Origin of the sequence: Sphingomonas flavida, from assembly GCF_036663655.1 — a bacterium.
In the GTDB taxonomy this organism is placed as follows: Bacteria; Pseudomonadota; Alphaproteobacteria; order Sphingomonadales; family Sphingomonadaceae; genus Sphingomonas.
Window position 1 is genome coordinate 90,396 of the sequence record NZ_JAXOJH010000006.1, and the last position, 24,632, is coordinate 115,027.

Here is a 24,632-nt window from a genome sequence, read left to right on the forward strand (position 1 = left end):
AGAGGGGGGACACCCCTCCGTCAGGCTGACGCCTGCCACCTCCCCTGCCAGGGGAGGAAAGATTTAGCGCGGTGCCAGTCGCCTTATATCCAGCACATCCACCCCGGCCAGCGTCACCGGGCCCAGGCGACCGCCCGTCTCGGCGATGATGCCCTCGGCGGTCGCGCGGACGCGGGTCCAGGGCAGTTCCTGCACCACCAGCCGCCGTCCGTGCAGCTTGACCGCCGCGACGCGCCCGTCCTGCGCCACCGCCAGCGCACCCTGCCCGTCCGCGCCGACCACGGCACCGGTCACGGCAAAGCCCGCCAGCGCAGCCTCGGCCGCCGCCGCCACATCCTCGGGCGAGCCGACGCGCCGGTCGCGACCACGGCGGAACAGCCACATGATGCCGCCCCCGCAAAGGACGACACCGGCGCCCAGCCCGGCCAGTGCCCAGCCCGCCGTGGCGCCCGACAACAAGCCGCCGAGGGGCAGGGTCATCCGGCCGCGTCCGCCAGCGTTTCCAGCGTGGGGCGCAGGCCGGACAGGTCGTATCCCGCCGCTTCGGCCTGCATGACGATCAGCGTCGGGTTGCGCCCGGCCTTCGCTGCCGCCAGCGCCCACAGGTTGCAGCTGCGCGTGCCCGACCGACAATAGGCGAGCACCGGCCCCTTGGCCTCGACCAGCGCCTGGGTCATCTGGTCGACCATCTCGTGGCTGAACCCGCCCGGCGTCACCGGGATCGCGGTATAGGCCAGGCCATGGTCCTCGGCGGCGGCGCGAATCGCATCGCCGGTCGGCTGGCCCGGCTCTTCGCCATCGGGACGGTTGTTGACGATCGCGGTATATCCCGCCGCCTTGATCGCGGCGACATCCTCGGGGAGGATTTGGGGAGCGACGGCGACGCTTTCGTTGAGTGGGCGGATCATGCAGCTCACCTATTCAATGGGCCGTTTCACCGCAACGGGTGGCGCAACCGGTTCTTCACAAAAGACGCATCAACCCGCGCATGGCTCCACCCCCGCACGGAACATCCGGGCCCTCCCCTCGTCTGGCTTGCGAAGCATCGTTCAAAGGAGCCGCCCCATGTCGCTGATCGACCGCCGTCAGGGTCTTTGGGGCCTGGCCGTCCTCGGGCTTGCCTCGACACTGCCGCTTGCCTGGCGGCGTGCACAGGCCGCGACACCCGCCCGCGAACTGGCCGTGGTGGAAAAGGGGGCGGGGCGCGTCGCCTTCTACAGCGTGCCCGACGGGCGTCTGCTCGGCAGTGTTACGCTGGGGTCGCAGCCGCACGAGATGGTCGCCGACTCGGCTGGCCGCTTCGCCTATGTCGGCGGCTATGGGGTCAAGGGCTGGCAGTTCGGCGGCGATGGCGGGCATCAGCTCTGGGTCATCGACCTGGCGACGCGCAAGCTGGCACGCACCATCGACCTGTCGCCGCATCGCCGCTGGCACGGGATGCGACTGGACGCGAAGGGCCGCCTGTATGCGCTGTCCGAGAGCGACAGCCGCCTCGCCCGCTTCGACACCCCCGCCACCGCCGAGGGGCCGGACCGGATGATCCCGGTCGGCGGCGCACGCAGCCATTATTTCGTGGTGAAGGCGGACGGCAGTCGCGCCTTCGTCGCCGACACGATGAGCGGCCTGGTCATCATGATCGATCCCGACGACGCCAGCTTCGCCCCCGTCAAGCAGCATATCGGCACCGCGCCCGAAGGGCTGGCGCTGAGCCCCGACGAGCGCACCCTGTATGTCATCGACCGCCCGGCGGGGGTGCTCCACGCGCTCGACGCAGCGACACTGCGCCCCCGCGCGCGCACCACGCTGCGCGGCGAAGCGGTGCGGGTGGTGGTGCAGGCCGATGGTCGCCTGATCGTGTCCAACACCGCCGACAAAAGCCTGACCCGCCATTCGCCGACCACCCTGGCCGAGGAAGCACGCCTGCCGCTGCCCGCCGCCGCACCGGGGCTGAACCTACCCGCCGGAGGGTCGATCCTCTATGCCGCGCTGGAGACCAACCGGATCGCCATCATCGACCTGGCGGCGTGGAAGGTCACCGGCGGTTTCGCGACGGGCGACGCGCCCGACACCGCGGTCCTTCTGTAATGGCACCAGGCCTTTGCCTTGGCCCCGCTTTCCGGTAGCGGTGGACCGATGGCTGCCAAAATCTCCTGCGACGTCGCGATCATTGGCGCGGGCCTTGCCGGTGGCCTGATCGCGCTTGCGCTGAAGGCGCGTCACCCCTCGCTCGACGTGCGTCTGGTCGATGGGGCCGAGACGATCGGCGGCAACCACCTCTGGTCCTTTTTCGGCAGCGACGTCGCCAAGCGTGATCGCTGGATCGTCGAGCGGCTGGTCGCCCATGCCTGGCGCGACTACGACGTCGCCTTCCCGGCGCATTCGCGCACGCTGAACCAGACCTATTACTCGATCGAGAGCCATCGCCTCGACACCGAGGTCCGGCGCGCCCTGCCCCCGGAGGCGCTGATCCTGGGTCGCAAGGTGCTGGCCGTGTCGGCGACCGCCGCCGTCTTCGCCGATGGCGACCGGGTCGAGGCGACCGGCGTGATCGACGCGCGCGGGGCTGGCGATCTGTCCTTCCTGTCGTGCGGCTGGCAGAAGTTCGTCGGGCAGGAACTGCGCCTCGAACGGCCGCACGGCACGCCGCGCCCGGTGGTGATGGACGCCACCGTCAAGCAGCTGGACGGCTATCGCTTCGTCTATACCCTGCCCTTCACCGATGACCGGATCTTCGTCGAGGATACCTATTACTCGACGTCCGCCGAGCTGAATCGCCGCGCCATCGTCCAGCGGATCGAGCGTTATGCCGACAGCCGCGGCTGGACCACCGCCGAGGTGCTGCGCGAGGAAGCGGGCGTCCTGCCGGTCGCGATGGGCGGCGATTTCGACGGTTACTGGCGGAGCGGAGGCGCGCGGACACCCAAGGCCGGGATGCGCGCGGGGCTGTTCCATCCGACCACCGGCTATTCGCTGCCCGATGCGATCCGGATGGCCGCGATGCTGGCCGAGCGGCGCGATTTCGCAGGCGTCGACCTGCATGACGCGACCTATCGCATGGCGCGCGACGCCTGGGACGCACGCGGCTTTTACCGTATGCTCGACACGATGTTGTTCAAGGCGGCAGAGCCCGATGAGCGATACCGCGTTCTCGAGCGTTTCTATCGTCTGTCGCCCGACCTGATCGGGCGTTTCTATGCGGGGCAATCGACCATGGCCGACAAGGCACGAGTTTTGACCGGACGGCCACCGGTGCCGATCCTTCGCGCCATCGCGGCGCTGCGAAGCCAGTCGGGAGGCCGTGCATGAAGAGCGCGGTCGTCATCGGATCGGGTTTCGGCGGACTCGCGCTGGCCATCCGCCTGCAATCGGCGGGCGTGCAGACGACCATCGTCGAGGCGCGGGACAAGCCGGGCGGGCGCGCCTATTATTGGGAACGCGACGGTTTCACCTTCGATGCTGGACCCACCGTCATCACCGATCCGGCCTGCCTGGAGGAACTCTGGGCGCTGACCGGCCGGTCGATGTCGGAGGATGTGCAGCTCGATCCGGTCCACCCCTTCTACCGGTTGAACTGGGTCGACGGCACCAATTTCGACTATAGCAACGACGACACCCAGCTGCGCGCCGAGATCGCCAAGCTGAACCCCGACGATATCGCCGGGTACGGCAAGTTCCTGGACTATGCCGAGGGCGTGTACCGCGAAGGCTATGAGAAGCTGGGCCATGTCGCGTTTCTCGACTTCGCCTCGATGATCAAGGCGGCGCCGGCGCTGGCGAAATACCAGGCGTGGAATTCGGTCTACGCCATGGTGTCGAAATTCGTGAAGTCGGAGAAGCTGCGCGAGGCGCTGTCCTTCCACACGCTGCTCGTCGGCGGCAATCCGATGACGACCAGCGCGATCTACGCCCTGATCCACAAGCTGGAGCGTGACGGCGGCGTCTGGTTCGCGCGCGGCGGCACCAACCGCCTGGTGGCGGGGCTCGTCGCGCAGTTCGAGCGGATCGGCGGCGTGATCCGCCTGGGCGATCCGGTGACGCGCATCGAAACGCTGGGCGACCGTGCGACCGGCGTCGTCACCAAGAGCGGCCTGACCATCCAGGCGGATGCGGTCGCGACCAATGCCGACATCATGCACAGTTACCGCGACCTGCTGTCCGACAACCGATCGGCCCGGCGAACGGTCAACCGGCTGGAGCGCAAGCGTTACTCGCCGTCGCTGTTCGTCGTGCACTTCGGCATCAAGGGCGCATGGCCGGGCATCCCGCACCACATGATCCTGTTCGGCCCGCGCTATAAGGGTCTGTTGAGCGACATCTACGACACCGGCGTGCTGTCGGAGGACTTCTCGCTCTATCTCCACCACCCGACCGTCACCGATCCGAGCCTTGCGCCCGAGGGACACTCGACCTTCTATGCGCTGGCCCCGGTGCCGCACATGGGCAAGTTCCCGATGAACTGGGACGAGGTCGGCCCGATCCTGGAAAAGCGTATCCTGGACGAGGTGGGTCGTCGCCTGATCCCGGATATCCACGAGCGGATCGTGACCAAGTTCCATTACGCGCCGTCGGACTTCGCGACGGACCTGAACGCACATATGGGCTCGGCCTTCTCGCTGGAGCCGATCCTGACCCAGAGCGCCTATTTCCGGGTCCACAACCGCGACGATTCGATCCCGAACCTGTATTTCGTCGGGGCGGGCACGCATCCCGGCGCGGGTATTCCGGGCGTGGTCGGTAGCGCCAAGGCGACCGCCGGGTTGATGCTGGAGCGGCGTTAAGGCCAAGGGTGTCGTGTTTTGCGAGGGTGGATTGTCCTCGCGAACGGGGACGCCCTTCCGTCAGGCCTGCGGCCTGCCACCTCCCCTTACAGGGGAGGAATAACCGACCCTTTGGTTCACGGCATCGAGCGGACCAATACTCCCACCATCCGTTCCGCCTGAGCGAAGTCGAAGGCCAAGGCATGACCTCTCCTCACACCTAGTCGTGATCGGGGGGCGTGGCCTTCGACTTCGCTCAGGCTGAACGGAAGGTGGGACGAGTGTAACCAGCGCCAATTTAGCCTTCCCACTAATTAGCCATCATGCTAAATACCGGTCATGGACCCGGTGTTCGAAGCCCTCGCCCACCCCACGCGCCGTGCCATTCTGGAGATGTTGCGCGGCGGGGGCCTGTCGGCGGGGGCCATTGCGGATGCCTTCGACGTGTCGCGCCCGACCATGTCCGCGCATTTCGCCAAGCTGAAGGCCGCCGGGCTGATCCAGGCCGAGCCGCAGGGCACGACGATCATCTACACGCTCAACCTGTCGATGCTCGAACAGGTGGTCATGGGATTCATGACCCGGCTCGGCGTCGGCGAGGAGAAGGAGGGCATGTCATGTCGTTCCGTCCGCTGATCGTCGCCTCCGCCCTGGTGTCGGGCGGCATGGCGCTGGTCTCCGCCATCGCGCTCGGCAAGCTGCCGCCGGGGGCGATGCTGCCGATTCATTGGAACGCCGCCGGTCAGGCCGATCGGTTCGGCGAAGCGGGCTATGCGCTGTTCCTTCCCGTCGCCCTGACCATCGGCGTCTCCGCGATCCTGGCGGCGACACCCCGGATCGAGCCGTTGCAGGAAAATCTGGCAGGCAGTGCGCCGTTGCTGCGTACCGTCTGGGCCGGGTGCCTGGCGCTGTTCGTCGGGGTGGAGGCGATGGTCGCGGGGCCCGCCCTGGGCTGGACGCCCTCCGCCACCCTGATTCCGGTCGCGATGGGGCTGTTCCTGATCGCGATCGGCAATACGCTTCCCAAGTCGCGACCGGGCTTCTTCATCGGCATCCGCACGCCCTGGGCGATCATGGATACAGACAACTGGATCGCGACGCATCGGCTGGGCGGATGGCTGTTCGTCGGCGCGGGGCTCGTCGTCATCCTCGGCACGCTGCTGCCCATCGGCGACGATGCGAAGACCGGCATGGTGCTGTCCGCGATCCTGACGGCGGCGGTCGTGCCGTTCCTGTTTTCCTACATGCACTGGCGGGCCAGGCATCCGCGCTGAGTCGGGTTCGAAGGGGGATTTCCATGCCGTTGATGACGCTGTTCGCCGCCCTGCTCGCCGCCGCCACGCCGATGGCCGACCGCGATATATCCGCGCCCGGCCCCCAGGGCCTGCTGAAGGGCAGTTGGACCGGACCGGAGGGCGCACAGGTGCCGGTCGTGCTGATGATCCCCGGATCCGGCCCGACCGACCGCGACGGCAACAATCCGCGCGGCCTGAAGGCGGCCACGCTCCGGTTGCTGGCCGAGGGACTGGCCGCCAGGGGCATCGCCAGCGTGCGGATCGACAAGCGCGGCATGTTCGCCAGCGCCGGGGCGGTGCCCGATCCCAACAAGGTGACGATCGACGATTATGCCGCCGATGCGCGCAGCTGGATCACCGCGATCCGCGCCAAGACCGGCGCGCGCTGCGTGTGGTTGCTGGGCCATAGCGAGGGCGGGACGGTCGCGCTGACCACCGCCGCCGCCAGCGCCGATGGGTTGTGCGGCGTCATCACCGTCTCCGCCCCCGGCCGGCCGTTGGGCGAGGTGATCCGCGCGCAGCTCCACGCCAATCCCGCCAATGCGCCGCTGCTGGCCGAGGCCGACCGCGCGATCGACTCGCTGGAGGCCGGGCGCACCTTTCCGGGCACCGGGCTGACCCCGCCGCTGCCGATGCTGTTCGCCGATCCGGTCCAGCCCTTCCTCATCAACGCCTTTGCCAAGAACCCGGCTAGGCTGGCCGCCGCCGTCACCAAGCCGATGCTGATCGTGCAGGGCGAGGCCGACCTGCAGGTGACGGTCGAGGACGCCCAGAAACTGAAGGCCGGTCAGCCCAGGGCGACGCTCGTCCTGCTGCCCGGGGTCAGCCATGTGCTGAAGGTCGTGGAGGGTGACAGCCGGGGTGCCAATCTGGCGACCTATGCCGACCCCAACCTGCCGATCGCACCGGGCGTCGTCAGCGCGGTGGCGGAATTCATCGAGAAACATCCGAATCGGTAATAGACCGGATCGGTCATGATCCCGACATGATTGCCGATGATTGTTACCCGGTCGTCACGACACCGGGAGAGATCATGATGCGCCGTTCCTTCGCCTGCCTGTTGCTGGCCACGCTCACGGCCGCGACGACGCCCCCGGCCGAGCGGGAGATCGCGCCGGACGGCAAGGCGACGCTGTCGATCAACGGCACCGCGCGCACGGTTCGGATCGATCCGGCCGCGCCGGGGATTCCTATCATCACCAACAGTTTTGCCGAGGCGGCGGGCATGAAGCCGGGCATGATCGAGGTCGAGTTCAGGGTCGGCCCCACCCGGATCGACGGCAAGACGGCCGTGGCGCAGATCCAGGCAGGCACCGGCGCACCCTATAAGCGGCGCATCGCCTTTGCCGACCGTCCCTTCGCGCCGGGTTTCGACGGTGTCTTCGGCCCGGCCAGCCTTCCCGATCCGGTCGTTCGCTTCTACCTGCGCGATCCCCAGCCGGGCGAGCGCATCACCACCCTGCCAATGGTCGGCGGCGGCGGCCTGTTCGGCGACTGGGGTTCACGCTATGTCGTCGTTCCGATCGAGGGCGAGCCCATGCGCGTGATGCTCGATCCCCATGACGCGCAGAGCAGCACCAATGCGGGCGGCGCGGTACGGCTGGCGCGCGCCTATCGCGGCCAGTTGACCGGCGCGACGACCCAGCAGGAGGTGGCCTTCGGCATCGCGCGCCCGCTGCGCAAACTGGTGTTGCAGACGCCGGTCGCGATCGGTCCGTTCGTGATGACCGAACTCAACGTGCGCACCGTCGACTTCGGCAGCACCGCGACCATCGCCGATGCCGACGCGCCGGGCGACCCGGACGAGGTGGTGGTGACCGGCAAGGGCAAGCATGATCCGAAGAAGGACTGGCTGTCGATCGGCGCGGACCAGCTTCGCCGCTGCTCGTCGATCACCTTCGACAAGCCCGCCAGGCAGGTGCGGTTGAGCTGCCTGTAACGGCGTTCCTCCCCTCCCAGGGGAGGAGCGCATCACGCCAGCACCGCATCCTCGTCCGCGGCTTCGACCTCGGCGGCCTGGCGCGCCCACATCTCGGCGTACAGGCCGCCCCTCGCCAGCAATTCGCCATGCGTGCCGCGCTCGGCCACCTGTCCGTCGTCGAGCACCACGATCTGGTCGGCATGGACGATCGTCGACAAGCGGTGCGCGATGACCAGCGTGGTGCGGCCCCGCTCGATCGCCTGCAACGTCGCCAGGATATCCGCCTCGGTCCGGCTGTCGAGCGCGCTGGTCGCTTCGTCCAGGATCAGGATCGGCGGATTCTTCAGCAGGGTGCGGGCGATCGCCACCCGCTGCTTCTCGCCACCCGACAGCTTCAACCCGCGCTCGCCGACCCGCGTCGCATAACCCTGCGGCTGGCGTTCGATGAAATCGGCGATCGCCGCGCCCTTCGCGGCCCGCTCGACATCGCTCTGGTCGGCGCCCTCGCGACCATAGGCGATGTTGTAGCCGATCGTCTCGTTGAACAGCACCGTGTCCTGCGGCACGATACCGATCGCCGCGCGCAAGCTGTCCTGGGTGACGGCCGCGATCGGCTGTCCGTCGATGGTGATCGCGCCCTCCTTCGCCTCGTAGAAGCGATAGAGCAGCCGCGCGAGCGTGGACTTGCCCGCCCCCGAGGACCCCACCACCGCGCAGGTCGTGCCCGCCGGAATGTCGAGGCTCAGCCCCTTCAGGATGGTCCGATCGGGGTCGTAGCCGAACACGACATGGTCGAACCGGACATTCCCGCCGGTCACGCGCAAAGCTGGCGCGCCGGGGGCGTCGACGACCTCGGCGGGCGTGTCGATCAGATCGAACATCGCCCCCATGTCGATCACCCCCTGACGGATGGTGCGGTACACCATGCCGAGCAGGTCGAGCGGCCGGAACAACTGCGACAACAGCGTCGACACCAGTACCACGTCACCCGCCGATGCCGCACCCTTGCTCCATTCGCGCACGACCCAGGCCATGGCGAAACCCAGCATCAGGCTGGTGATCAGCGCCTGCCCGACGTTCAGCCAGGCGAGCGAGTTTTCCGACTTGGTGGCGGCCCGCGCATAGGCGGCGACGCCGTTTTCGTAGCGCCGGGCCTCACGCTCCTCGGCGTTGAAATATTTCACCGTCTCGAAATTCAGCAGCGAGTCGACCGCATGGGCGACCGCGCCGGTATCCAGGTCGTTCATCTGCGTGCGCAGCGCATTGCGCCAGTCGGTCACCTTGCGGGTGAAGCCGATGTACAGGACGACCATCACCATCGTCGTGACGACCAGGACGGGCCCGAAACTGCGCCCGAAGATGGTCAGCACCAGCGCCAGTTCCAGCACCGTCGGCGCGATGTTGAACAGGAGGAAATACAGCATCGTGTCGATGCTCTTGGTCCCGCGCTCGACCACCTTGGTGACCGCGCCCGTCCGCCGCTCGAGATGGAAGCGCAGCGACAGGCGGTGCAGGTGGCGGAACACGTCCGCCGACAGCCGCCGGGTCGCGTCCTGCCCGACCATCTCGAACACCGCGTTGCGCAGGTTGTCGAACAGCGTCGTCGCGAACCGCGCGCCTGCATAACCGACGACCAGCAGTATCACGAGGGTCAGCGCGCCCCGGTCGCCCCCCGCCATCCGGTCGACCGCATATTTGAACGTATAGGCCGCACCCAGCACTTGGACGAGCTTCGACAGGACGACCAGCGCCATCGCGCCGACGATCCGCACCCGCAGCGCGGGCTCCCCGGCGGGCCAGAGATAGGGAAGAAAGCGCCGGAGCGTCGGGATCAGCGGCCGATCGGGCGAACCGGCGGTGGGGTCGATAGGGGGCATGTGTCCCCCATGTCGGACGAAGCGCGGTCAACTTCAATGGGAACTTGACCAACGCAAAAGGCAAGAGGCCCTGCGGACGGCCATCCGAAGCCCGGAACAACCTGGCGCATGGCCACGTTTCACCTTCAACTGGAGGCGGTTAGATGGAACCGATTTTCTACGTGATGGCGATCTTGGGCTGCGGCGACGGCAGCATCGATTGCACCGAGACGCGCATGGTCCCCGCCCGTTACCAGACGATGGCACAATGCCGCGCCGACCTTGCCAACCGCATCGCCGCGAACACCGACGTGCCCTATCCGGTAATCGGTGCCGACTGCCGCCGGATGGGCGCGCAGATGGCCAAGGCAGAGCGCAAGCCGCTCAAGGGTTGAGGGGCAATCTTCGGGTGTGCACTTCGACTTCGCTCAGGCTGGACAGAGGCCCGAGCTTACCGCGGCCGGGTCCATAGCGTCGGATCACGCGGTTCGATCCGCATCTTCCCCCGCCGCGCCGCCTGGATGCTCGCCCGCGTCATGAAGCCCAGTTTTTCCAGCTTGCCGGTCCCCGCCCGCACGTCCCAGGCCCCTCGCCCGCGCCGTGCGACCTTGCGCCCAATCGCGCCGTAGATCGCCGCCGCCGACAGCACCGCCCAGGCCGATCGATAGGACAGAGCGGGCGTCCCCATCCGCGCGCTCGCCTCGAACATCGCCGCGCGGTCGGTTAACCGCCGCGCCAGCGCGCTCAGCCCCGGCCGGTGCGAGGGCGCCATGATCGCATCGGGCGCGATGCTCTTATAGGCCAGCCACTGGCGCGGCAGATAATGCCGCCCCGCGCCCGCATCCTCGGCGATGTCGCGGGCGATATTGGCCAGCTGAAACGCCATGCCCAGGTCACAGGCGCGGTCGAGCGTGGCCTCGTCATCGGGTGACACGCCCATCGTCACCGCCATCATGCAGCCGACGACACCCGCGACATGATAGCAATAGCGATAGAGATCCTCCTCGGTCTCCGGCCGCCAGTCCTCGGTATCCAGCGCGAAGCCCGCGATCAGGTCGCGGGGCCAGCGATGCGGCATCCCGGTCTCCGCCACCACGACGCGCAGCGCATCGAAGGCCGGATCGCCGACCACCTGCCCAGCCAGCGCCTTCTCGGTCTTTTCGGTCAGCTCGATCAGCCGCGCGGGCGCATCGGCCACCCGCGTCATGCCATGGCCATGATCCTGGCCATCGGCGATATCATCGCAGCGACGGCACCAGGCATAGAGCAGCCAGGCGCGCGCGCGCGTCTCGGGATCGAACAACAGGCTGGCCGCCGCAAAGCTCTTCGAGCCCTTGGCGATCGAGGCCCGCGCCGCCGCCACCAGCACATCGCGCTCGGTCGGGACGGCGGTGTCGCTCACAGGTCGTCCGCGTTCATGCGCACGATCGGCTGGGTCGGCACATGCGCGCCCATCCGGTCGAGCAGGCCGTCGAGCGTGCTATCGACGATCAGCAGCTCACGGTGCTGCGGCCGCAGGAAACCGACCTCGCCCATCTTGTCCCAGAAGGCGACGAGATGATCGTAATAGCCGCCGGTGTTGAGCAGCCCGACCGGATCGGCATGATAGCCCAGCTGCGCCCAGCTCAACGCCTCCCACAGCTCGTCCATGGTGCCGGTGCCGCCCGCGATGGTGATGAACCCGTCGGACAGGTCGGTGAACGCCTTTTTGCGTTCGTGCATGCCCGGCACGACATGCAGTTCGGTCAGGCCGCGGTGCGCGACCTCGGCATCGACCAGCGCCTGCGGGATGATGCCGATCACCTCGCCACCGGCCTCCAGCGCCGCATCCGCCACCGCGCCCATCAGGCCCAGCCGCCCGCCGCCATAGACGACGCCGATTCCCCGCTCCGCCAGCCCGCGCCCGACGGCACGCGCAGTCTCGATATATTGGGGGTCGGAGGGGGTCGCCGACCCGCAGTAAATGGCCAATCGCTTCATGCGGCAAGCGCTAGGCCATGGGGCCGGGTGGGGCAAGCGGGGTTGCGGCCTGTCGAACGACACCCCGCGTCGCGCCGTGACCTTTGCCTATAGCATCCCGGTATCGCGCAGCCACTGCACGGCCTGCCCCGGCCATTCCCGCGTGACCGGAGCATTGTTCGGCCGCATTCCGAACGCATGGCCTCCCTTGGCATAAAGGCGCATGTCGACCGGCACCCCCGCATCGTTCAACGCCAGCGCATAGGCCATGGGCTGGCGGATATTGTCGGTGGGGTCGTTCATCGCATGGATGATAAGCGTCGGCGGCGCCTTGGGGCTGATCTTCACCCAGGGCCTCAACTCCAGGCTGTTCCGCCCCTTGCTGTCGTCCAGCATCCGCGCGGTATAGGCGACGATCGCGAAGTCGGGGCGCGGCGACAGCCGGTCGGCAGCGTCCCGCAGCGGATAGGTGCGCGCATCCGTGTTGCTCATGTTCGCGACGAGATAGGCTCCGGCCGAAAAACCGATCGCGCCGATCCGGTGCGGATCGATACCATAAGCGGAGGCGCGTTCGCGCAGCAATCCCATGGCGCGCTGGGCATCTTCCAGGCCGAGCAATATCCCGGGCCGCTGCTGCCGCCCATCGACCCTCGGCCAGACTTGCGGCGTCCGGTACTTCAGCATGGCGCAGGTCATCCCCTGACGAACCACCCAGTCGCAGATTTCGGTGCCTTCCAGATCGGTTGCCACGGCATAGAAGCCCCCTCCCGGTATGACGAGCATCGCCGTCCCGGTGTTTCGCCCGCGAGGACGATAAAGGGTCATCGTCGGACGCGTGACGTAACTTGCCCAATGCCACTTCCGGCCACCGACCAAGGGGGAACCGTTGCCCGTTGCCTCGGGATGATCGCCGCTGTCGGGCTTGGCCAGCGGCACATCGGCGGCCCAGAGCGGTATCTGCGTGCCGCCGTCGGTCGGCTGCCACACGCCCTCGCGCTCCACCTTGGGCACCGCGACCGGCTTTTCGACCTGACCGGGCATGTTCCCGGCGAAACCGATCATGAGAAAAGGGGCGATCCATCCAAACCGCGTCACTTCCGTATCTCCCGCGCCGTGATACGGCCCCTCCGGCCGCATCGCCGGAGGCTTTGCTATCGGCCGGTGACGACATCGACAAATCATGCGTTATCGGGGCAGATCGGAATTTATCTCATGGCGTCGCCCATGGAAAAAGGGCGGCGCGGACCCGCCGCACCGCCCCTTTCGGACGCTGGTAGCCCGGCTTACTTGCCGCGCAGCGTGTTCAGGATCGCGAGGCCCAGTACACCACCCAGCGCCGCCGAGGCGAAGGGGCGATCCTTCACGAACTGACGCGCCTGGTCCAGCAGCGGACGAACCGACTGGTCGACGCTGGTCTTGGCATCGCCGAACGCCTTTTGCGCCTTGCCGCCCAGCTGCTCGCCCTTGCCCTCGGCTTCCATGGTCTTGTCGCCCAGCATCGCGCCCATGCCCTGCTTCACCTTGCCGCCGAAGTCGGTGGCCGCACCATTCATCGTGTCGGTGTTCATGGAACATCTCCTCTTTCGGTTTCGGAATACGGAGGTTCAGAACCCCCGGAGAGGGCGGATGTTTCCAGGTATCGTCATACTATCGACGCCCGGCGCTTCCTGCCCGGTCGGCCGCGTCTTCAAACGCTCGAAAACCGCCCCCCGCCCTTTCCCCGCCCCGACACCCTCGCTACATGCACGCCGATGGTCGTCGACCCCCTTGCCAAGCTCCACGAAGTTTTCGGGTACAACCAGTTCCGGGGTGTGCAGGAACAGGTGGTCGACCGCGTGCTGAACCGCCAGCGGACGCTGGCGGTGATGCCGACCGGTGCAGGCAAGTCGCTCTGCTATCAGCTGCCCTCGGTGATGATGGAGGGGTGCTGCGTCGTGGTCAGCCCGCTGATCGCGCTGATGCACGACCAGTTGCGCGCGGCCGAGGCGGTGGGCATCCGCGCCGCCACGCTGACCAGTGTCGACCAGAACCGGGCCGAGACGATCGCCCGCTTCCGCGACGGCCAGCTCGACCTGTTGTACGTCGCGCCCGAGCGCGCTTCGTCCGGGCATTTCCGCGAACTGCTCGGCTCCGCGCCGCTCAGCCTGTTCGCGATCGACGAGGCGCACTGCGTCAGCGAGTGGGGCCACGACTTCCGCCCCGACTATCGCCTGCTCGAGCCGTTGATGGATGCCTTTCCGGAGGTGCCCCGGCTTGCGCTGACCGCGACCGCCGACGCGCATACCCGCGCCGACATCGCCAAGCAGCTGGGCATCCCGGTCGAGGGGATGATCGTCTCGGGCTTCGACCGGCCCAATATCCGCTATGCGATCAGCCCCAAGGCCAATGTGAACCAGCAGATCGCGCGGGTGGTCGCCGACACGCCCGGCCCCGGCATCGTCTATGCCCAGACGCGCGCCGCGACCGAGAAGCTGGCCGAGGCGCTGGCGCGGACCGGCCGCCCGGTGCGGGCCTATCATGCCGGGCTGGACCCCGCCGTGCGCGCGAAGAACCAGGCGGATTTCGTGGCGTCCGAGGATATGGTGATCTGTGCCACGGTCGCCTTCGGCATGGGCATCGACAAGCCGGACGTCCGCTTCGTCGCCCATGCGGGCCTGCCGAAATCGATCGAGGCCTATTATCAGGAAACGGGGCGTGCGGGGCGCGACGGCGATCCGTCGGTGGCCCATCTGTTCTGGGGCGCCGACGACTTCGCCCGCGCAAGGCAGCGCATGGCCGAGGTCGAACCCGAGCGGCAGGCGGGCGAGCGCACCCGGTTGGCCGCGCTGGGGGCGCTGGTCGAGACGGGCGGGTGCCGCAGGCGTATCCTGCTGCGCCATTTCGGCGAGGACCTGCCCGAGGATTGCGGCAACTGCGACAACTGCCTCGGGTCGCCCGACGCGGTCGATGCGACGACCACCGCGCAGAAATTCCTCTCCGCCGTGTTTCGGACCGGCCAGATGTTCGGCGCGGGGTATATCGAGCAGGTGCTGACCGGCCAGTCGAACGAGCGCAGCCTGATGAACGGGCATGAGGCGCTGTCGGTGTGGAATATCGTGTCGGGCGACGAGGTCGCGCTGTTGAAGCCCGTCCACCGTGCGCTGCTGCTGCGCGATGCCCTGCGCACCAATCCTCATGGCGGGCTGGAATTCGGCCCCGCCGCGCGCGCGCTGATCAAGGGCGAGGCGCGGTTGTCGCTGGTCGTGCCCCCCAAGCGCGAGAAGAAGGGTCGCCGCGCCGCACCGGTTGCCGCCAATCCGGCCGACAATCCGCTGTTCGAGGCGTTGCGCGCGAAGCGGCGCGAGCTGGCGCAGGAAGCCGGGGTGCCGCCTTACGTCATCTTCCACGATTCGGTGCTGCGCGACATGGCGGCCCAGCGGCCCACCGGCCGCGCGGCGCTGTCGCTGCTGTCGGGCATCGGCGCGCGCAAGCTGGATGCGTATGGCGAGGCGTTTCTGGCGGTGATCCGCGACGCGAGCTAAGCTGCGGCGCATGAGCGCCCCGACCCTGACCACCGAGCGGCTGACCTTGCGCGGCCATCACCCCGACGATCTCGACGCGCTGGCCGCGATGTGGGCCGACCCGGCGGTGTACGGGATGATCGGCGGCAAGCCGCGTGCGCGCGAGGATGTGTGGATTCGCCTGTTGCGGTCGGTCGGCTGCTGGACGGTGTTCGGATATGGCGCCTGGGTGGTATGCGATCGTACGACGGGGCAGGTGGTGGGCGACATCGGCCTGCTCGAGTCGCGGCGTGCGATCGCGCCCGAGCTGACCGTGCCCGAGGCGGGGTGGACGCTGGTCCCGGCGGCGCAGGGCAAGGGCTATGCGGGCGAGGCCATGAGCACGGTGCTCGGCTGGGCGGAGGCGCAGGGGATCGGGCGGACCTGCTGCATCATCGATCCGGGGAATATGGCTTCGATCCGGCTGGCGGAGAAGCTGGGTTACGGCGCGCCGGTCGAGGGGGTCTATCACGACCGGACGATCCTGATTTTCCACCGGGGGTGATCCTCCCCTTGCCCAACCTCCGTTCGCACTGAGCGAAGTCGAAGTGCACGGGATGCGCTCGCCGATAGGGTGAGGCGTAGGCTTCGACTTCGCTCAGCCTGAACGGAGGTGGAGGTCGTGTTCGCGTGGAGACGCGGAGGGGAAGCCCCCGACCGACAGGCCATCCCATCATCGACGGTGCGGCACAGGCGAACGCCCAATGGACGCCCAAGGCCGCCGCCCTTCCGAACCTCTCCGCGCCCCCGCGCGAACAAAAGGCCGCGCATCCGAGGTTCACGGTTCAAGCCCCGCCTCCGATAGGGTACAAGGCCCCCGTGACGCTTGCCCTGATCCTGTCCGCCATCGCCATGACGCTGATCGTCGGTGTCCGCTATCTGCTGGCATCGGGGGCGTTTGCGCTGGCGACGCGGGCGCGGCATCCGAACCTGTATGCCGGGCTCGATCCGCAGATCCGACGCGAGATCTGGTGGAGCCTGGCCTCCGCCGCGATCTACGGCGTGCCCGCCGGGATCGTCGCCTGGGGCTGGCAGAATCGCGGGTGGACCCAAATCTATGCCGACCTCCACAGCTATCCGCTCTGGTACTGGCCGGTGTCGGTGCTGCTGTATCTCTTTGCGCACGACACCTGGTTCTACTGGACGCATCGCTGGATGCACCGCCCGGCCGTCTTCAAGGCCGCGCATGCCGTCCACCATGCCAGCCGCCCGCCGACCGCCTGGGCCGCGATGGCGTTTCATCCGATCGAGGCGGTGACCGGCGCTGTGGTAATTCCGCTACTCGTCTTTCTGATTCCGATTCACATCGGCGCGCTCGGCTTGGTCCTGACGATCATGACCGTTATGGGCGTGACCAACCATATGGGATGGGAAATCTTTCCCCGTTTCATGTGGCAGGGGCACCTGGGGGGGTGGCTCATCACCGCCAGCCACCACCAACGGCATCATGAGCAATATGGGTGCAATTATGGACTCTATTTCCGTTTCTGGGACCGAGTATGTGGAACGGACCGGGGCCTTGGCGACTTCGCGCGTGCCCATGCGCAGGCCGCGCGGCGTGGCGCTGCTGCTGGCCGCCCTGCCCCTGACCGCCTTCCCGCTGATCGGCGCGGCACCGGTCAGCCGGCTGGACATCGGGATTGACCAGCTTCGCTCGACCAAGGGGCTGATCCGCCTCTGCCTGACCGCCGATCCGGACAATTTCCCCGCCTGTGTCGACGATGCCCGCGCCCTGACCCGTTCGGTGCCCGCCGGGCAGCGCGGCCTGCACCTCGACGGGTTGCCGCATGGCAATTATGCCGCAGCGGTCATCCATGACGAGAACAGCAACGCCAAGCTCGACACGCTGGCCGGCATCCCCCGCGAAGGTTTCGGTTTTTCGCGCAATCCGGTGATCCGCTTCGGCCCGCCGCGCTTTGCCGCAGCGCGCTTCACGCTCGATTCTGTGGCCGAAACACAACAGATCAAAATGCGTTATATCTTCTAGGCTTCGGCGCCGGAGCGAAATCGTTACCGTGGCGTTGCATTTCGGATAATCCATTCAGGGAGTTTTCCGTCTTGCGCCTTTTCCCGCGCGTTTACGCCCCGCTGATCGCCATGGGCGCGCTTTCCCTGTCGGTGCCTGCCATGGCGCAGGACACATCCGTCCCCACCAGCCCCGCCGCTGCCGAAATGACAGGCCAGCTGGGCAAGAACACCATTACCGTCGGTCTGGCGGCGGCCTATCTGCCGGATTACGAAGGGTCGAACGACTATCAGTTCACCCCCGCCCCCGCCGCGCTCGCCTATATCGACGGGCATACCATCACCTATATCGGCAACCGCCTGTCGGTCGACCTGATCGGCGACAAGGCGAATCGCGACTGGGATATCCAGGCGGGACCGATCGGCGTCGTGAACCTGGACCGCACTGCCCCCTCGCAGATCGACGACAGCCGCGTTCGCGCGCTGGGCAAGATCGGCGCGGCGGTCGAGCTGGGCGGCTATGTCGGCATCGGCAAGATCGGCGTCGTCACCAGCCCCTATGACCGCCTGTCCGTCTCGCTCAGCTATCGCCACGACGTGACCGGCGTGCATGACAGCGGCATCTGGCAGCCATCGGTCAATTATTTCACGCCGCTGTCGACCAAGGCGGCGGTCGGGCTGTTCGCCACCGCCGAGCGGGTCGGGCGTGGTTATGCCCGTCGTTATTACTCGATCACCCCCGATCAGAGCGCGGCGAGCGGCCTGCCCGTCTATAATGCGCGCGGAGGGTGGAAGGACTGGTCAATCGGCGGCCTGGCCACCTATTCGATCACCGGCAACCTGCTGAAGGGTTGGAAGGTCGTCGGCGGCCTGACCTATGGCCGGGTGGTTGGCGATTTCGGCGACAGCCCGATCGTGTCGCAGGCCGGATCGCGCAGCCAGTGGCTGAGCGCCCTGGGCTTGGCCTATACGTTCTAAGTATCCGGAAAGGCTCCGGCAGAGCGGTATATCCACCGCTTCGTATTCTCCCCTCCCGCAAGCGGGAGGGGTTGGGGGAGGGCATGGGGTCTCACCGAGCCTTTCGCCTGTGGCTTTCCCTCCCCCATCCCCTCCCGCCTGCGGGAGGGGCGTGCTTGAGTTGAGGCGCTGCCCCCCTTCCAACCTGTCGCAGTCGGAGAAACCGTAAGCCTACGGGCATTCCCCCGGCTGGGTCACCGGCGCGCCGCCCATATACCATTGGCTGTGGTCGCCCATCGTCTCGCGGTCGTGATAGCAGACCCGCGCCTTGGACGATTTCAGATTGATCTCGACCATCCAGTTGTTGTCCGAACAGTCATGCGGGGTGCAGCCATGCGCGCCGATCGCCTCTTCGCCGCGGCGGAAGATTGGCACCGTCACCGCGCCGCGCGACATGATCCGCTTCACCAGTTGCTGATCACCCACCGCGTCGTGCAGCGCGCTTGCCACTTCGGTACGGTCGAAGAAGGTCACGCCGTCCACCGCGTCGCCGGGATAATGGCCGATATAGGCGGTCAGCGGGTTGACCTGCGCCACGCCGGGCATCGGTGTCGGCCGTGCAGTGCCGGGCGGGGTGAAGTTGCCGGGCGCGACATCCGAATCGGAATCCCCGCCACCGCCGCCACACGCCGACAGCGCGAGGAGAGCCAAGGGGGCAAGGAAGGCGAAACGGCGCATTGCACTCTCCTGGGACAGTCTTGTCACGGAACGCTTCGACGTCATGGCCGGTTGCCAGCTCATGACCCGTCCGCCCGATCATGATGCCGCGCTCGCCCGCTTTGTCGAGGCGCAAACGTCCACTTATTCCAACGCGATCGCCGAATTGCGACGCGGACGGAAGCAGAGCCACTGGATGTGGTTCCTGTTCCCGCAGATCGCCGGGCTGGGCCGCAGCCCGACCGCGCAATTCTACGCGATCCGCGATGCGGCAGAGGCGCGCGCCTATCTGGCGCATCCGCTGCTTGGCCCGCGCCTGCACGATGCATTGGACGCGGCCATGGCGGCACCGGGGTCGGCGGAGGCGATCTTCGGCGCGATCGACGCGATGAAGCTGCGCTCCTCGCTGACCCTGTTCGCCGCCGTGGCCGCCGATCCGGCGCCGTTCCGCGCCGGGCTCGACCGGTTCTTTGACGGACAGGCCGACGATGCCACGCTGGCCAGGCTCGACCGGCCGGGCGGCGACGCCCCGCACGGTCGAGCTCCTGGCGCGGTTACTTCTTGATCGTGACCGGGCCCGGGCCGGTGACGCTGGCCGACTGGTCGGCGGTCAACACGATCGACCACTGGGTCGTATCGTCGCAGACGGCGTTCCAAGTCGGGTTGCCGTTGGTCGGTGCCGCCTCCTGCATGGCGGTGATCGACTGGCAGCTCGCCCCCGACGGCCCGGCATCGCGGATCGCGCGGAACAGGGTGCCACGACGCTGGCCCTCGGGCAGGGCGCGGATCTTGGCGCCCAGCGTGTCGGCGCTCATTTCGGTGCCGTTGGCCGTCGCGGTCGCCGCGACATTGGTGGCGGGTTCGCTCGACGAGCCGCATGCCGCCAGCGGCAGGGCCGCGGCCAAGACGGCCAGGGCGATCGTGGAACGCTGCATGATCCTGTTCCTCCAGATAGGCGGCCGCCGGAATGGCGACCATATCGGTTGCATAACGATTATGACCGACGCCGGTTGCGCCAGTCGACCACCAACGGCAAGACAATCCGCATGAGTGATATCCGCTTGCACGAAAGCTGGCTCGAGCCCCTGCGGTCCGAGTTCGACGAGCCCTATATGCAGGCGCTCAAGACCTTCCTGGCCGAGGAACGCGCCAGCGGCCAGCGCGTCTTTCCCCGCCCCACCGAGTGGTTTCGCGCGCTGGACCTGACCCCGCTGGACCAGGTGCGCGTCGTGATCCTGGGGCAGGACCCCTATCATGGCGAGGGTCAGGCGCATGGCCTGGCCTTTTCGGTGCAGCCCGGTGTGCGGCCGCCGCCCAGCCTGGTCAACATCTACAAGGAAATGGCGACCGACCTGGGGCTGACCCCGCCCGCCCACGGGCTGCTCGACCATTGGGCGCGGCAGGGGGTGCTGCTGCTCAACTCGGTGCTAACCGTGCGCATGGGGCAGGCCGCGTCGCATCAGGGGCGCGGGTGGGAGCGCTTCACCGACGCCGTGATCCGCGCCGTCGCCGCCAGGCCCGAACCGGTCGTCTTCATCCTGTGGGGCGCCTATGCCCAGAAGAAGGCGGGGTTCGTGCGCGAGATGGGCGCGGGGCGGCACTGCGTCCTGACCTCCGTCCACCCCTCGCCCCTGTCGGCGCGGGGCGGCTTCTTCGGATCAAAACCCTTTTCCAAGGCCAACGCCTTTCTGGTCGAGCATGGCCGCGAACCGATCGACTGGGCGTTGCGGCCGCTGTCCTGAATTGCATCTGTAATCACACTGGCATCATTTCGACCGAGCGCGCATAGCGCCGCCATTCCCCTATCGGACAAGGAAGACGCGCAATGGCCGACGACGAATATGTGTATGACGAAGCGACCGGCGAATGGATCAGCGCCGCCGACGCCGCCGCAAAGGGCGGGACGGCCAGCGATGACGATGCGATCGTGGTGCGGGACTCGGTCGGCAACGTCCTGAGCGACGGGGATCAGGTGACGCTGATCAAGGACCTGACCGTCAAGGGCGCAGGCCAGACGTTGAAGCGCGGCACCCTGATCAAGTCCATCCGCCTGACCGGCGACGCGCAGGAAATCGACTGCAAGTTCGACGGGATCAAGGGGTTGGTGCTGAGGGCGGAGTTCGTGCGGAAGCGGTGAGGTTGACGTTCGGCATAGCGTAGGAGAGCATGGCCCCATGCAGGCAGTCTCCTATGACGAAGCGGCCGAAAATCTGGAGGCGATGATCGACAAGGTCGTCGCCGACCGCGCGCCCATGGCGATCACCCGCCAGCGGGGTGAAGGCGCCGTGCTGATCTCGGCCAGCGAATGGGCGTCGATCGAAGAGACGCTGTACCTGCTGCAATCGCCCAAGAACGCCGAACGCCTGCTGGACGCGGTGCGCGGGTTCGAGGCGGGCGACGAAGGCGTGCCCTTTCCGTGAGAGTGGCCTTCTGGCCAACGGCGTGGGACGATTATCGCCATTGGCAGGACCATGACGCCAAGCTCTGCGACAAGCTCAATGCCCTGATCGAGGAATGCCGTCGTCACCCGTTCAAGGGGACCGGCAAGCCCGAACCGCTGGGCGGCAACCTGTCAGGCTGGTGGTCGCGCCGGATCAGCCATGAACATCGGCTGGTGTACCGGGTCGCGGGCAGCGGTGACGAGCAGGTGCTGCAAGTGGCGCAGTGTCGGTATCATTATTGAGCCGACGTCTTACGACGTCGGCTCAATATTTTACCTGTTGTCGTTATCGTTCACCGGGATGCGGAATGCTTGCCCGTTGGGCTTGCAAATCCGCTTCCCGTTCCGAAGCGTGATGCACTGACGGAAGATATACATCTTGCCGTCGTCACGCATTGCCTGATCGGCCATGGAACGTCTCCGTGATTGGATTGGGGTTGACCCAAGCGTCGGAGCATGCGATTCTCAATATGCTACTACAGAGGTTTCGCGTCGCATCGACGTTGAGCCAACGGGAAGGCCGGCCGAAAGGTCGGCCATCTTCGCTTCTCCGGCATTGCCGGGCTTCCATGTTGAGCTTCTGGGCACTCCTTAAGATTCTGATAACCCGACTCATACATACATCACGCAGCACTCACGTCAACACTCTTTCGAGTCCAAATCTTGTAAAGTGTGACTATTAGCCCTTATTAGGCATTGGCTGCGAGGAAATGAGCATGGACGAGCTTCTGCGCCAAGCATATGAACGCCGAGAGAGACTTCGTCAGGAACTCAAACTGGTGGAAAATCTCATTGCGGATTATCTGCGACTCGAGGCTCACACTCTAAATCGCACAGACCACGCGAATTACGAGCTATCCCTAGAAGCACCTGAGTCTGCGCGTCACCGCTTGACAGGCGCAGAGCTCAAAAACGTGATGGATGCGGCCGAAGCGGTTATCGCCGAGGCGGGTAAGCCGCTATCGCGCCGTGAGCTGATGGATCGGCTCGAAAGCCGGGGATTTCATTTTCCAGGCACCGACAAAACCAAGGTTTTTGGCACAAACCTTTGGCGCTCAAAGCGCTTCTTGAATTTGAAGGGAATAGGATATTGGCCGAAAGGAGTTCCCCTTCCGGCCAAATATCAATCCTTCGAGAAGCGGCATTCAATGTTGTCTGATTCAGACTGATTAAACAGCCTCATTCCGCCGGCAGGTAAACCTCCCCGCCCTTCTCGCGGAACCGTTCGCTCATTTCCTGCTTCCCCGCCTCGGCGTCCTCGGCCGCGACGAAGGTTTCGACCGGCGCGTTCTGCTTGGCCGCGAATTCCCGAACCTCTTGGGTAATCTTCATCGAGCAGAATTTCGGGCCGCACATCGAACAGAAATGCGCGGTCTTGGCGCCCTCCGCCGGGAGCGTCTGGTCGTGGTAGGATTCCGCCGTGTCGGGGTCGAGCGACAGGTTGAACTGGTCGCGCCAGCGGAACTCGAAGCGGGCGCGGCTCAGCGCGTCGTCGCGCATCTTGGCCGCCGGGTGTCCCTTGGCCAGGTCGGCGGCGTGGGCGGCCAGCTTGTAGGTCACCACGCCGACCTTCACATCGTCGCGGTCGGGCAGGCCCAGATGCTCCTTGGGCGTGACGTAGCAGAGCATCGCCGTGCCGTACCAGCCGATCATCGCGGCGCCGATGCCGCTGGTGATATGATCATAGCCCGGCGCAATGTCGGTGGTCAGCGGCCCGAGCGTGTAGAAGGGCGCCTCGCCGCACGCCTCTAGCTGCTTTTCCATATTCTGCTTGATCTTGTGCATCGGCACATGGCCCGGCCCCTCGATCATGACCTGCACGTCCTGCGCCCAGGCGCGCTTGGTCAGCTCGCCCAGCGTGTAGAGTTCGGCGAACTGTGCCTCGTCATTGGCGTCGGCGATCGCGCCGGGGCGCAGGCCGTCGCCCAGCGAATAGGCGATGTCATAGGCCTTCATGATCTCGGTGATCTCGTCGAAGCGTTCGTAGAGGAACGACTCCTTGTGATGCGCCAGGCACCATTTCGCCATGATCGAGCCGCCGCGCGACACGATGCCGGTGACGCGCTTGGCGGTCAGCGGGATATAGGGCAGGCGCACGCCCGCATGGATGGTGAAATAGTCGACGCCCTGCTCGGCCTGTTCGATCAGCGTGTCACGGAAGATCTCCCAGGTCAGTTCCTCGGCGATGCCGCCGACCTTTTCCAGCGCCTGATAGATGGGGACGGTGCCGATCGGCACGGGCGAGTTGCGGATGATCCATTCGCGCGTGTCGTGGATGTTGCGCCCCGTCGACAGGTCCATGACCGTGTCCGCGCCCCAGCGGATCGACCAGACCAGCTTGTCGACCTCGGACGCCACATTGCTGGCGACCGCCGAGTTGCCAATATTGGCGTTGATCTTGACCAGGAAGTTGCGGCCGATCGCCATCGGCTCGGATTCGGGGTGGTTGATGTTGTTGGGAATGATCGCCCGGCCGCGCGCCACTTCGTCGCGGACGAATTCGGGCGTCACGTAGTCGGGGATTTCCGCGCCGAAGCTCTCGCCGTCGCGGACATATTCGCGGAGCATCTCGCGGCCCAGATTCTCGCGGGTCGCGACATATTCCATCTCGGGCGTGATGATGCCTCGGCGGGCATAGTGCATCTGGCTGACGTTCATGCCCGCACGCGCGCGCAGTGGCCGGTTGAGCCCGGTGCGCGGGAATTGCGGCACGCCGCCCGACCGGTCGGGGCCGAGCTGGCCATTGTCCTCGGGACGGAGTTCGCGGCCGTCATAGGCCTCGACATCGCCGCGCCCCTCGATCCAGTCGCGGCGGATCTGCGGCAGGCCCGCCATGATGTCGATACGCGCGGTCGGATCGGTATAGGGACCGCTGGTGTCGTACACGCGCAGCGGCGGCTCGCCGGATGACGGGTCGAGATGGATTTCACGCATCGCGACGCCCAAGGGGCCGACGTGAATCTTCTTGGAACCACGAATGGGGCCGGTGGTCACGCCAATCTCGGCCTTTGCGGGGATATCTGCCATAGTCCACTCCATGCGGAGGAAACGGACCATGAGAGACGGGGCCGCTCCCTCCCTACGCCGGTGTCAGCCGGATCAGGTTCAGCGGGTCAGGGGCTCTTGCCCCCCTCTCAAGCGCAGGCCAGCGCTCCCCCGGGGATGCCACCGTCATAATCGACTTCGCGGCGGATAAGAAGGGGTTTTGCGGTCATCCTGTCCGCTC

30 protein-coding genes and 1 riboswitch are annotated in these 24,632 nt (G+C 66.7%); of the genes, 19 read left to right on the top strand and 11 right to left on the bottom strand.

What is annotated here, in order from left to right:
- Positions 1–63: 63 nt before the first annotated feature.
- Positions 64–480: a hypothetical protein gene (locus U1703_RS08810; RefSeq protein ID WP_332785383.1), complete on the bottom strand. Its 417-nt coding sequence runs from the start codon at positions 478–480 to the stop codon at positions 64–66.
- Positions 477–908 (bottom strand): protein tyrosine phosphatase family protein, encoded by a 432-nt coding sequence (locus U1703_RS08815; protein ID WP_320453069.1) that lies wholly within the window; start codon positions 906–908, stop codon positions 477–479. Before U1703_RS08815 ends, U1703_RS08810 begins: the two co-directional genes overlap by 4 nt.
- A gap of 157 nt (positions 909–1,065) precedes the next feature.
- Between U1703_RS08815 and U1703_RS08820 the strand changes: the two genes are divergently transcribed.
- The 7 genes from U1703_RS08820 to U1703_RS08850 all read left to right on the top strand — a co-directional run bounded on the left by U1703_RS08820 (position 1,066) and on the right by U1703_RS08850 (position 7,991).
- Positions 1,066–2,085 (top strand): NHL repeat-containing protein, encoded by a 1,020-nt coding sequence (locus U1703_RS08820; RefSeq protein WP_332785384.1) that lies wholly within the window; start codon positions 1,066–1,068, stop codon positions 2,083–2,085.
- Between the two features lie 48 nt (positions 2,086–2,133).
- Positions 2,134–3,306, top strand: coding sequence for a lycopene beta-cyclase CrtY (gene crtY / locus U1703_RS08825; protein WP_332785385.1), 1,173 nt, complete (start codon positions 2,134–2,136; stop codon positions 3,304–3,306).
- Positions 3,303–4,778: a phytoene desaturase gene (locus tag U1703_RS08830; RefSeq protein ID WP_332785386.1), complete on the top strand. Its 1,476-nt coding sequence runs from the start codon at positions 3,303–3,305 to the stop codon at positions 4,776–4,778. The genes crtY and U1703_RS08830 overlap by 4 nt, the downstream gene beginning before the upstream one ends.
- 318 nt (positions 4,779–5,096) lie before the next feature.
- A complete protein-coding gene (locus U1703_RS08835) occupies positions 5,097–5,393 on the top strand; it encodes an ArsR/SmtB family transcription factor (protein WP_332785387.1) in 297 nt (98 codons plus the stop codon).
- Positions 5,375–6,031, top strand: coding sequence for an SdpI family protein (locus tag U1703_RS08840; protein WP_332785388.1), 657 nt, complete (start codon positions 5,375–5,377; stop codon positions 6,029–6,031). Before U1703_RS08835 ends, U1703_RS08840 begins: the two co-directional genes overlap by 19 nt.
- Positions 6,032–6,054: 23 nt before the next feature.
- Positions 6,055–7,011 carry an alpha/beta hydrolase gene (locus U1703_RS08845; RefSeq protein WP_332785389.1) on the top strand — a complete coding sequence of 319 codons (957 nt, stop codon included), beginning with the start codon at positions 6,055–6,057 and terminating at the stop codon, positions 7,009–7,011.
- A gap of 74 nt (positions 7,012–7,085) precedes the next feature.
- Positions 7,086–7,991 (top strand): hypothetical protein, encoded by a 906-nt coding sequence (locus U1703_RS08850; protein WP_332785390.1) that lies wholly within the window; start codon positions 7,086–7,088, stop codon positions 7,989–7,991.
- Positions 7,992–8,023: 32 nt separating this feature from the next.
- Here U1703_RS08850 and U1703_RS08855 read toward each other — a convergent pair whose 3' ends face one another.
- Entirely contained in the window at positions 8,024–9,850 is a 1,827-nt protein-coding gene (locus U1703_RS08855; RefSeq protein WP_332785391.1) for an ABCB family ABC transporter ATP-binding protein/permease, read from the bottom strand.
- 143 nt (positions 9,851–9,993) lie between these two features.
- Between U1703_RS08855 and U1703_RS08860 the strand changes: the two genes are divergently transcribed.
- Complete coding sequence (locus U1703_RS08860) at positions 9,994–10,224, top strand: hypothetical protein (RefSeq protein ID WP_332785392.1); 231 nt, start codon at positions 9,994–9,996, stop codon at positions 10,222–10,224.
- A 56-nt stretch (positions 10,225–10,280) separates the two neighbouring features.
- On the opposite strand, the gene U1703_RS08865 is transcribed toward U1703_RS08860, so the two are convergent.
- The 4 genes from U1703_RS08865 to U1703_RS08880 form a co-directional block, all read right to left on the bottom strand.
- A complete protein-coding gene (locus tag U1703_RS08865) occupies positions 10,281–11,231 on the bottom strand; it encodes a phytoene/squalene synthase family protein (RefSeq protein WP_332785393.1) in 951 nt (316 codons plus the stop codon).
- Positions 11,228–11,809 carry an LOG family protein gene (locus tag U1703_RS08870; protein ID WP_332785394.1) on the bottom strand — a complete coding sequence of 194 codons (582 nt, stop codon included), beginning with the start codon at positions 11,807–11,809 and terminating at the stop codon, positions 11,228–11,230. Before U1703_RS08870 ends, U1703_RS08865 begins: the two co-directional genes overlap by 4 nt.
- Before the next feature lie 87 nt (positions 11,810–11,896).
- Complete coding sequence (locus U1703_RS08875; protein ID WP_332785395.1) at positions 11,897–12,829, bottom strand: alpha/beta hydrolase; 933 nt, start codon at positions 12,827–12,829, stop codon at positions 11,897–11,899.
- Positions 12,830–13,071: 242 nt separating this feature from the next.
- Positions 13,072–13,356, bottom strand: coding sequence for a CsbD family protein (locus U1703_RS08880; RefSeq protein ID WP_320453056.1), 285 nt, complete (start codon positions 13,354–13,356; stop codon positions 13,072–13,074).
- Positions 13,357–13,539: 183 nt separating this feature from the next.
- On the opposite strand from U1703_RS08880, the gene recQ reads away from it, so the two are divergent.
- From recQ to U1703_RS08905, 5 genes are all read left to right on the top strand, one after another.
- Positions 13,540–15,309, top strand: coding sequence for a DNA helicase RecQ (gene recQ / locus U1703_RS08885; RefSeq protein ID WP_332785396.1), 1,770 nt, complete (start codon positions 13,540–13,542; stop codon positions 15,307–15,309).
- A gap of 10 nt (positions 15,310–15,319) precedes the next feature.
- Positions 15,320–15,832, top strand: a complete 513-nt coding sequence (locus U1703_RS08890; protein WP_332785397.1) for a GNAT family N-acetyltransferase — start codon at positions 15,320–15,322, stop codon at positions 15,830–15,832.
- 347 nt (positions 15,833–16,179) lie between these two features.
- Entirely contained in the window at positions 16,180–16,971 is a 792-nt protein-coding gene (locus tag U1703_RS08895; protein WP_443025785.1) for a sterol desaturase family protein, read from the top strand.
- A complete protein-coding gene (locus tag U1703_RS08900; RefSeq protein WP_443025783.1) occupies positions 16,886–17,314 on the top strand; it encodes a DUF2141 domain-containing protein in 429 nt (142 codons plus the stop codon). The genes U1703_RS08895 and U1703_RS08900 overlap by 86 nt, the downstream gene beginning before the upstream one ends.
- Before the next feature lie 71 nt (positions 17,315–17,385).
- A complete protein-coding gene (locus U1703_RS08905; RefSeq protein WP_320453052.1) occupies positions 17,386–18,270 on the top strand; it encodes a MipA/OmpV family protein in 885 nt (294 codons plus the stop codon).
- 210 nt (positions 18,271–18,480) lie between these two features.
- On the opposite strand, the gene U1703_RS08910 is transcribed toward U1703_RS08905, so the two are convergent.
- Entirely contained in the window at positions 18,481–18,987 is a 507-nt protein-coding gene (locus U1703_RS08910; protein ID WP_320453051.1) for an Ivy family c-type lysozyme inhibitor, read from the bottom strand.
- Between the two features lie 61 nt (positions 18,988–19,048).
- Here U1703_RS08910 and U1703_RS08915 point away from each other — a divergent pair, with 61 nt between their 5' ends.
- Complete coding sequence (locus U1703_RS08915; RefSeq protein WP_332785400.1) at positions 19,049–19,531, top strand: DUF1810 domain-containing protein; 483 nt, start codon at positions 19,049–19,051, stop codon at positions 19,529–19,531.
- Here U1703_RS08915 and U1703_RS08920 read toward each other — a convergent pair.
- The gene (locus tag U1703_RS08920) at positions 19,521–19,901 is read right to left on the bottom strand and encodes a hypothetical protein (RefSeq protein ID WP_332785401.1); all 381 of its coding nucleotides are present in this window, start codon (positions 19,899–19,901) and stop codon (positions 19,521–19,523) included. The genes U1703_RS08915 and U1703_RS08920 overlap by 11 nt on opposite strands.
- 111 nt (positions 19,902–20,012) lie before the next feature.
- Here U1703_RS08920 and ung point away from each other — a divergent pair, with 111 nt between their 5' ends.
- The 4 genes from ung to U1703_RS08940 all read left to right on the top strand — a co-directional run bounded on the left by ung (position 20,013) and on the right by U1703_RS08940 (position 21,649).
- The gene (gene ung / locus U1703_RS08925; RefSeq protein WP_332785402.1) at positions 20,013–20,708 is read left to right on the top strand and encodes a uracil-DNA glycosylase; all 696 of its coding nucleotides are present in this window, start codon (positions 20,013–20,015) and stop codon (positions 20,706–20,708) included.
- Positions 20,709–20,791: 83 nt separating this feature from the next.
- Entirely contained in the window at positions 20,792–21,103 is a 312-nt protein-coding gene (locus U1703_RS08930; RefSeq protein WP_332785403.1) for a zinc ribbon domain-containing protein YjdM, read from the top strand.
- A 37-nt stretch (positions 21,104–21,140) separates the two neighbouring features.
- Positions 21,141–21,386, top strand: a complete 246-nt coding sequence (locus tag U1703_RS08935) for a type II toxin-antitoxin system Phd/YefM family antitoxin (protein WP_320453046.1) — start codon at positions 21,141–21,143, stop codon at positions 21,384–21,386.
- 2 nt (positions 21,387–21,388) lie between these two features.
- Positions 21,389–21,649, top strand: coding sequence for a Txe/YoeB family addiction module toxin (locus U1703_RS08940; RefSeq protein ID WP_320453045.1), 261 nt, complete (start codon positions 21,389–21,391; stop codon positions 21,647–21,649).
- A 30-nt stretch (positions 21,650–21,679) separates the two neighbouring features.
- Here U1703_RS08940 and U1703_RS08945 read toward each other — a convergent pair whose 3' ends face one another.
- On the bottom strand, positions 21,680–21,817 hold the full coding sequence (locus tag U1703_RS08945; RefSeq protein WP_332785404.1) for a hypothetical protein: 138 nt from the start codon (positions 21,815–21,817) through the stop codon (positions 21,680–21,682).
- A gap of 305 nt (positions 21,818–22,122) precedes the next feature.
- On the opposite strand from U1703_RS08945, the gene U1703_RS08950 reads away from it, so the two are divergent.
- On the top strand, positions 22,123–22,575 hold the full coding sequence (locus U1703_RS08950) for a hypothetical protein (protein ID WP_332785405.1): 453 nt from the start codon (positions 22,123–22,125) through the stop codon (positions 22,573–22,575).
- Positions 22,576–22,585: 10 nt separating this feature from the next.
- On the opposite strand, the gene thiC is transcribed toward U1703_RS08950, so the two are convergent.
- Positions 22,586–24,433 carry a phosphomethylpyrimidine synthase ThiC gene (thiC, locus tag U1703_RS08955; protein WP_332785406.1) on the bottom strand — a complete coding sequence of 616 codons (1,848 nt, stop codon included), beginning with the start codon at positions 24,431–24,433 and terminating at the stop codon, positions 22,586–22,588.
- A 45-nt stretch (positions 24,434–24,478) separates the two neighbouring features.
- A riboswitch (TPP riboswitch) is annotated at positions 24,479–24,569 on the bottom strand.
- Positions 24,570–24,632 lie beyond the last annotated feature (63 nt).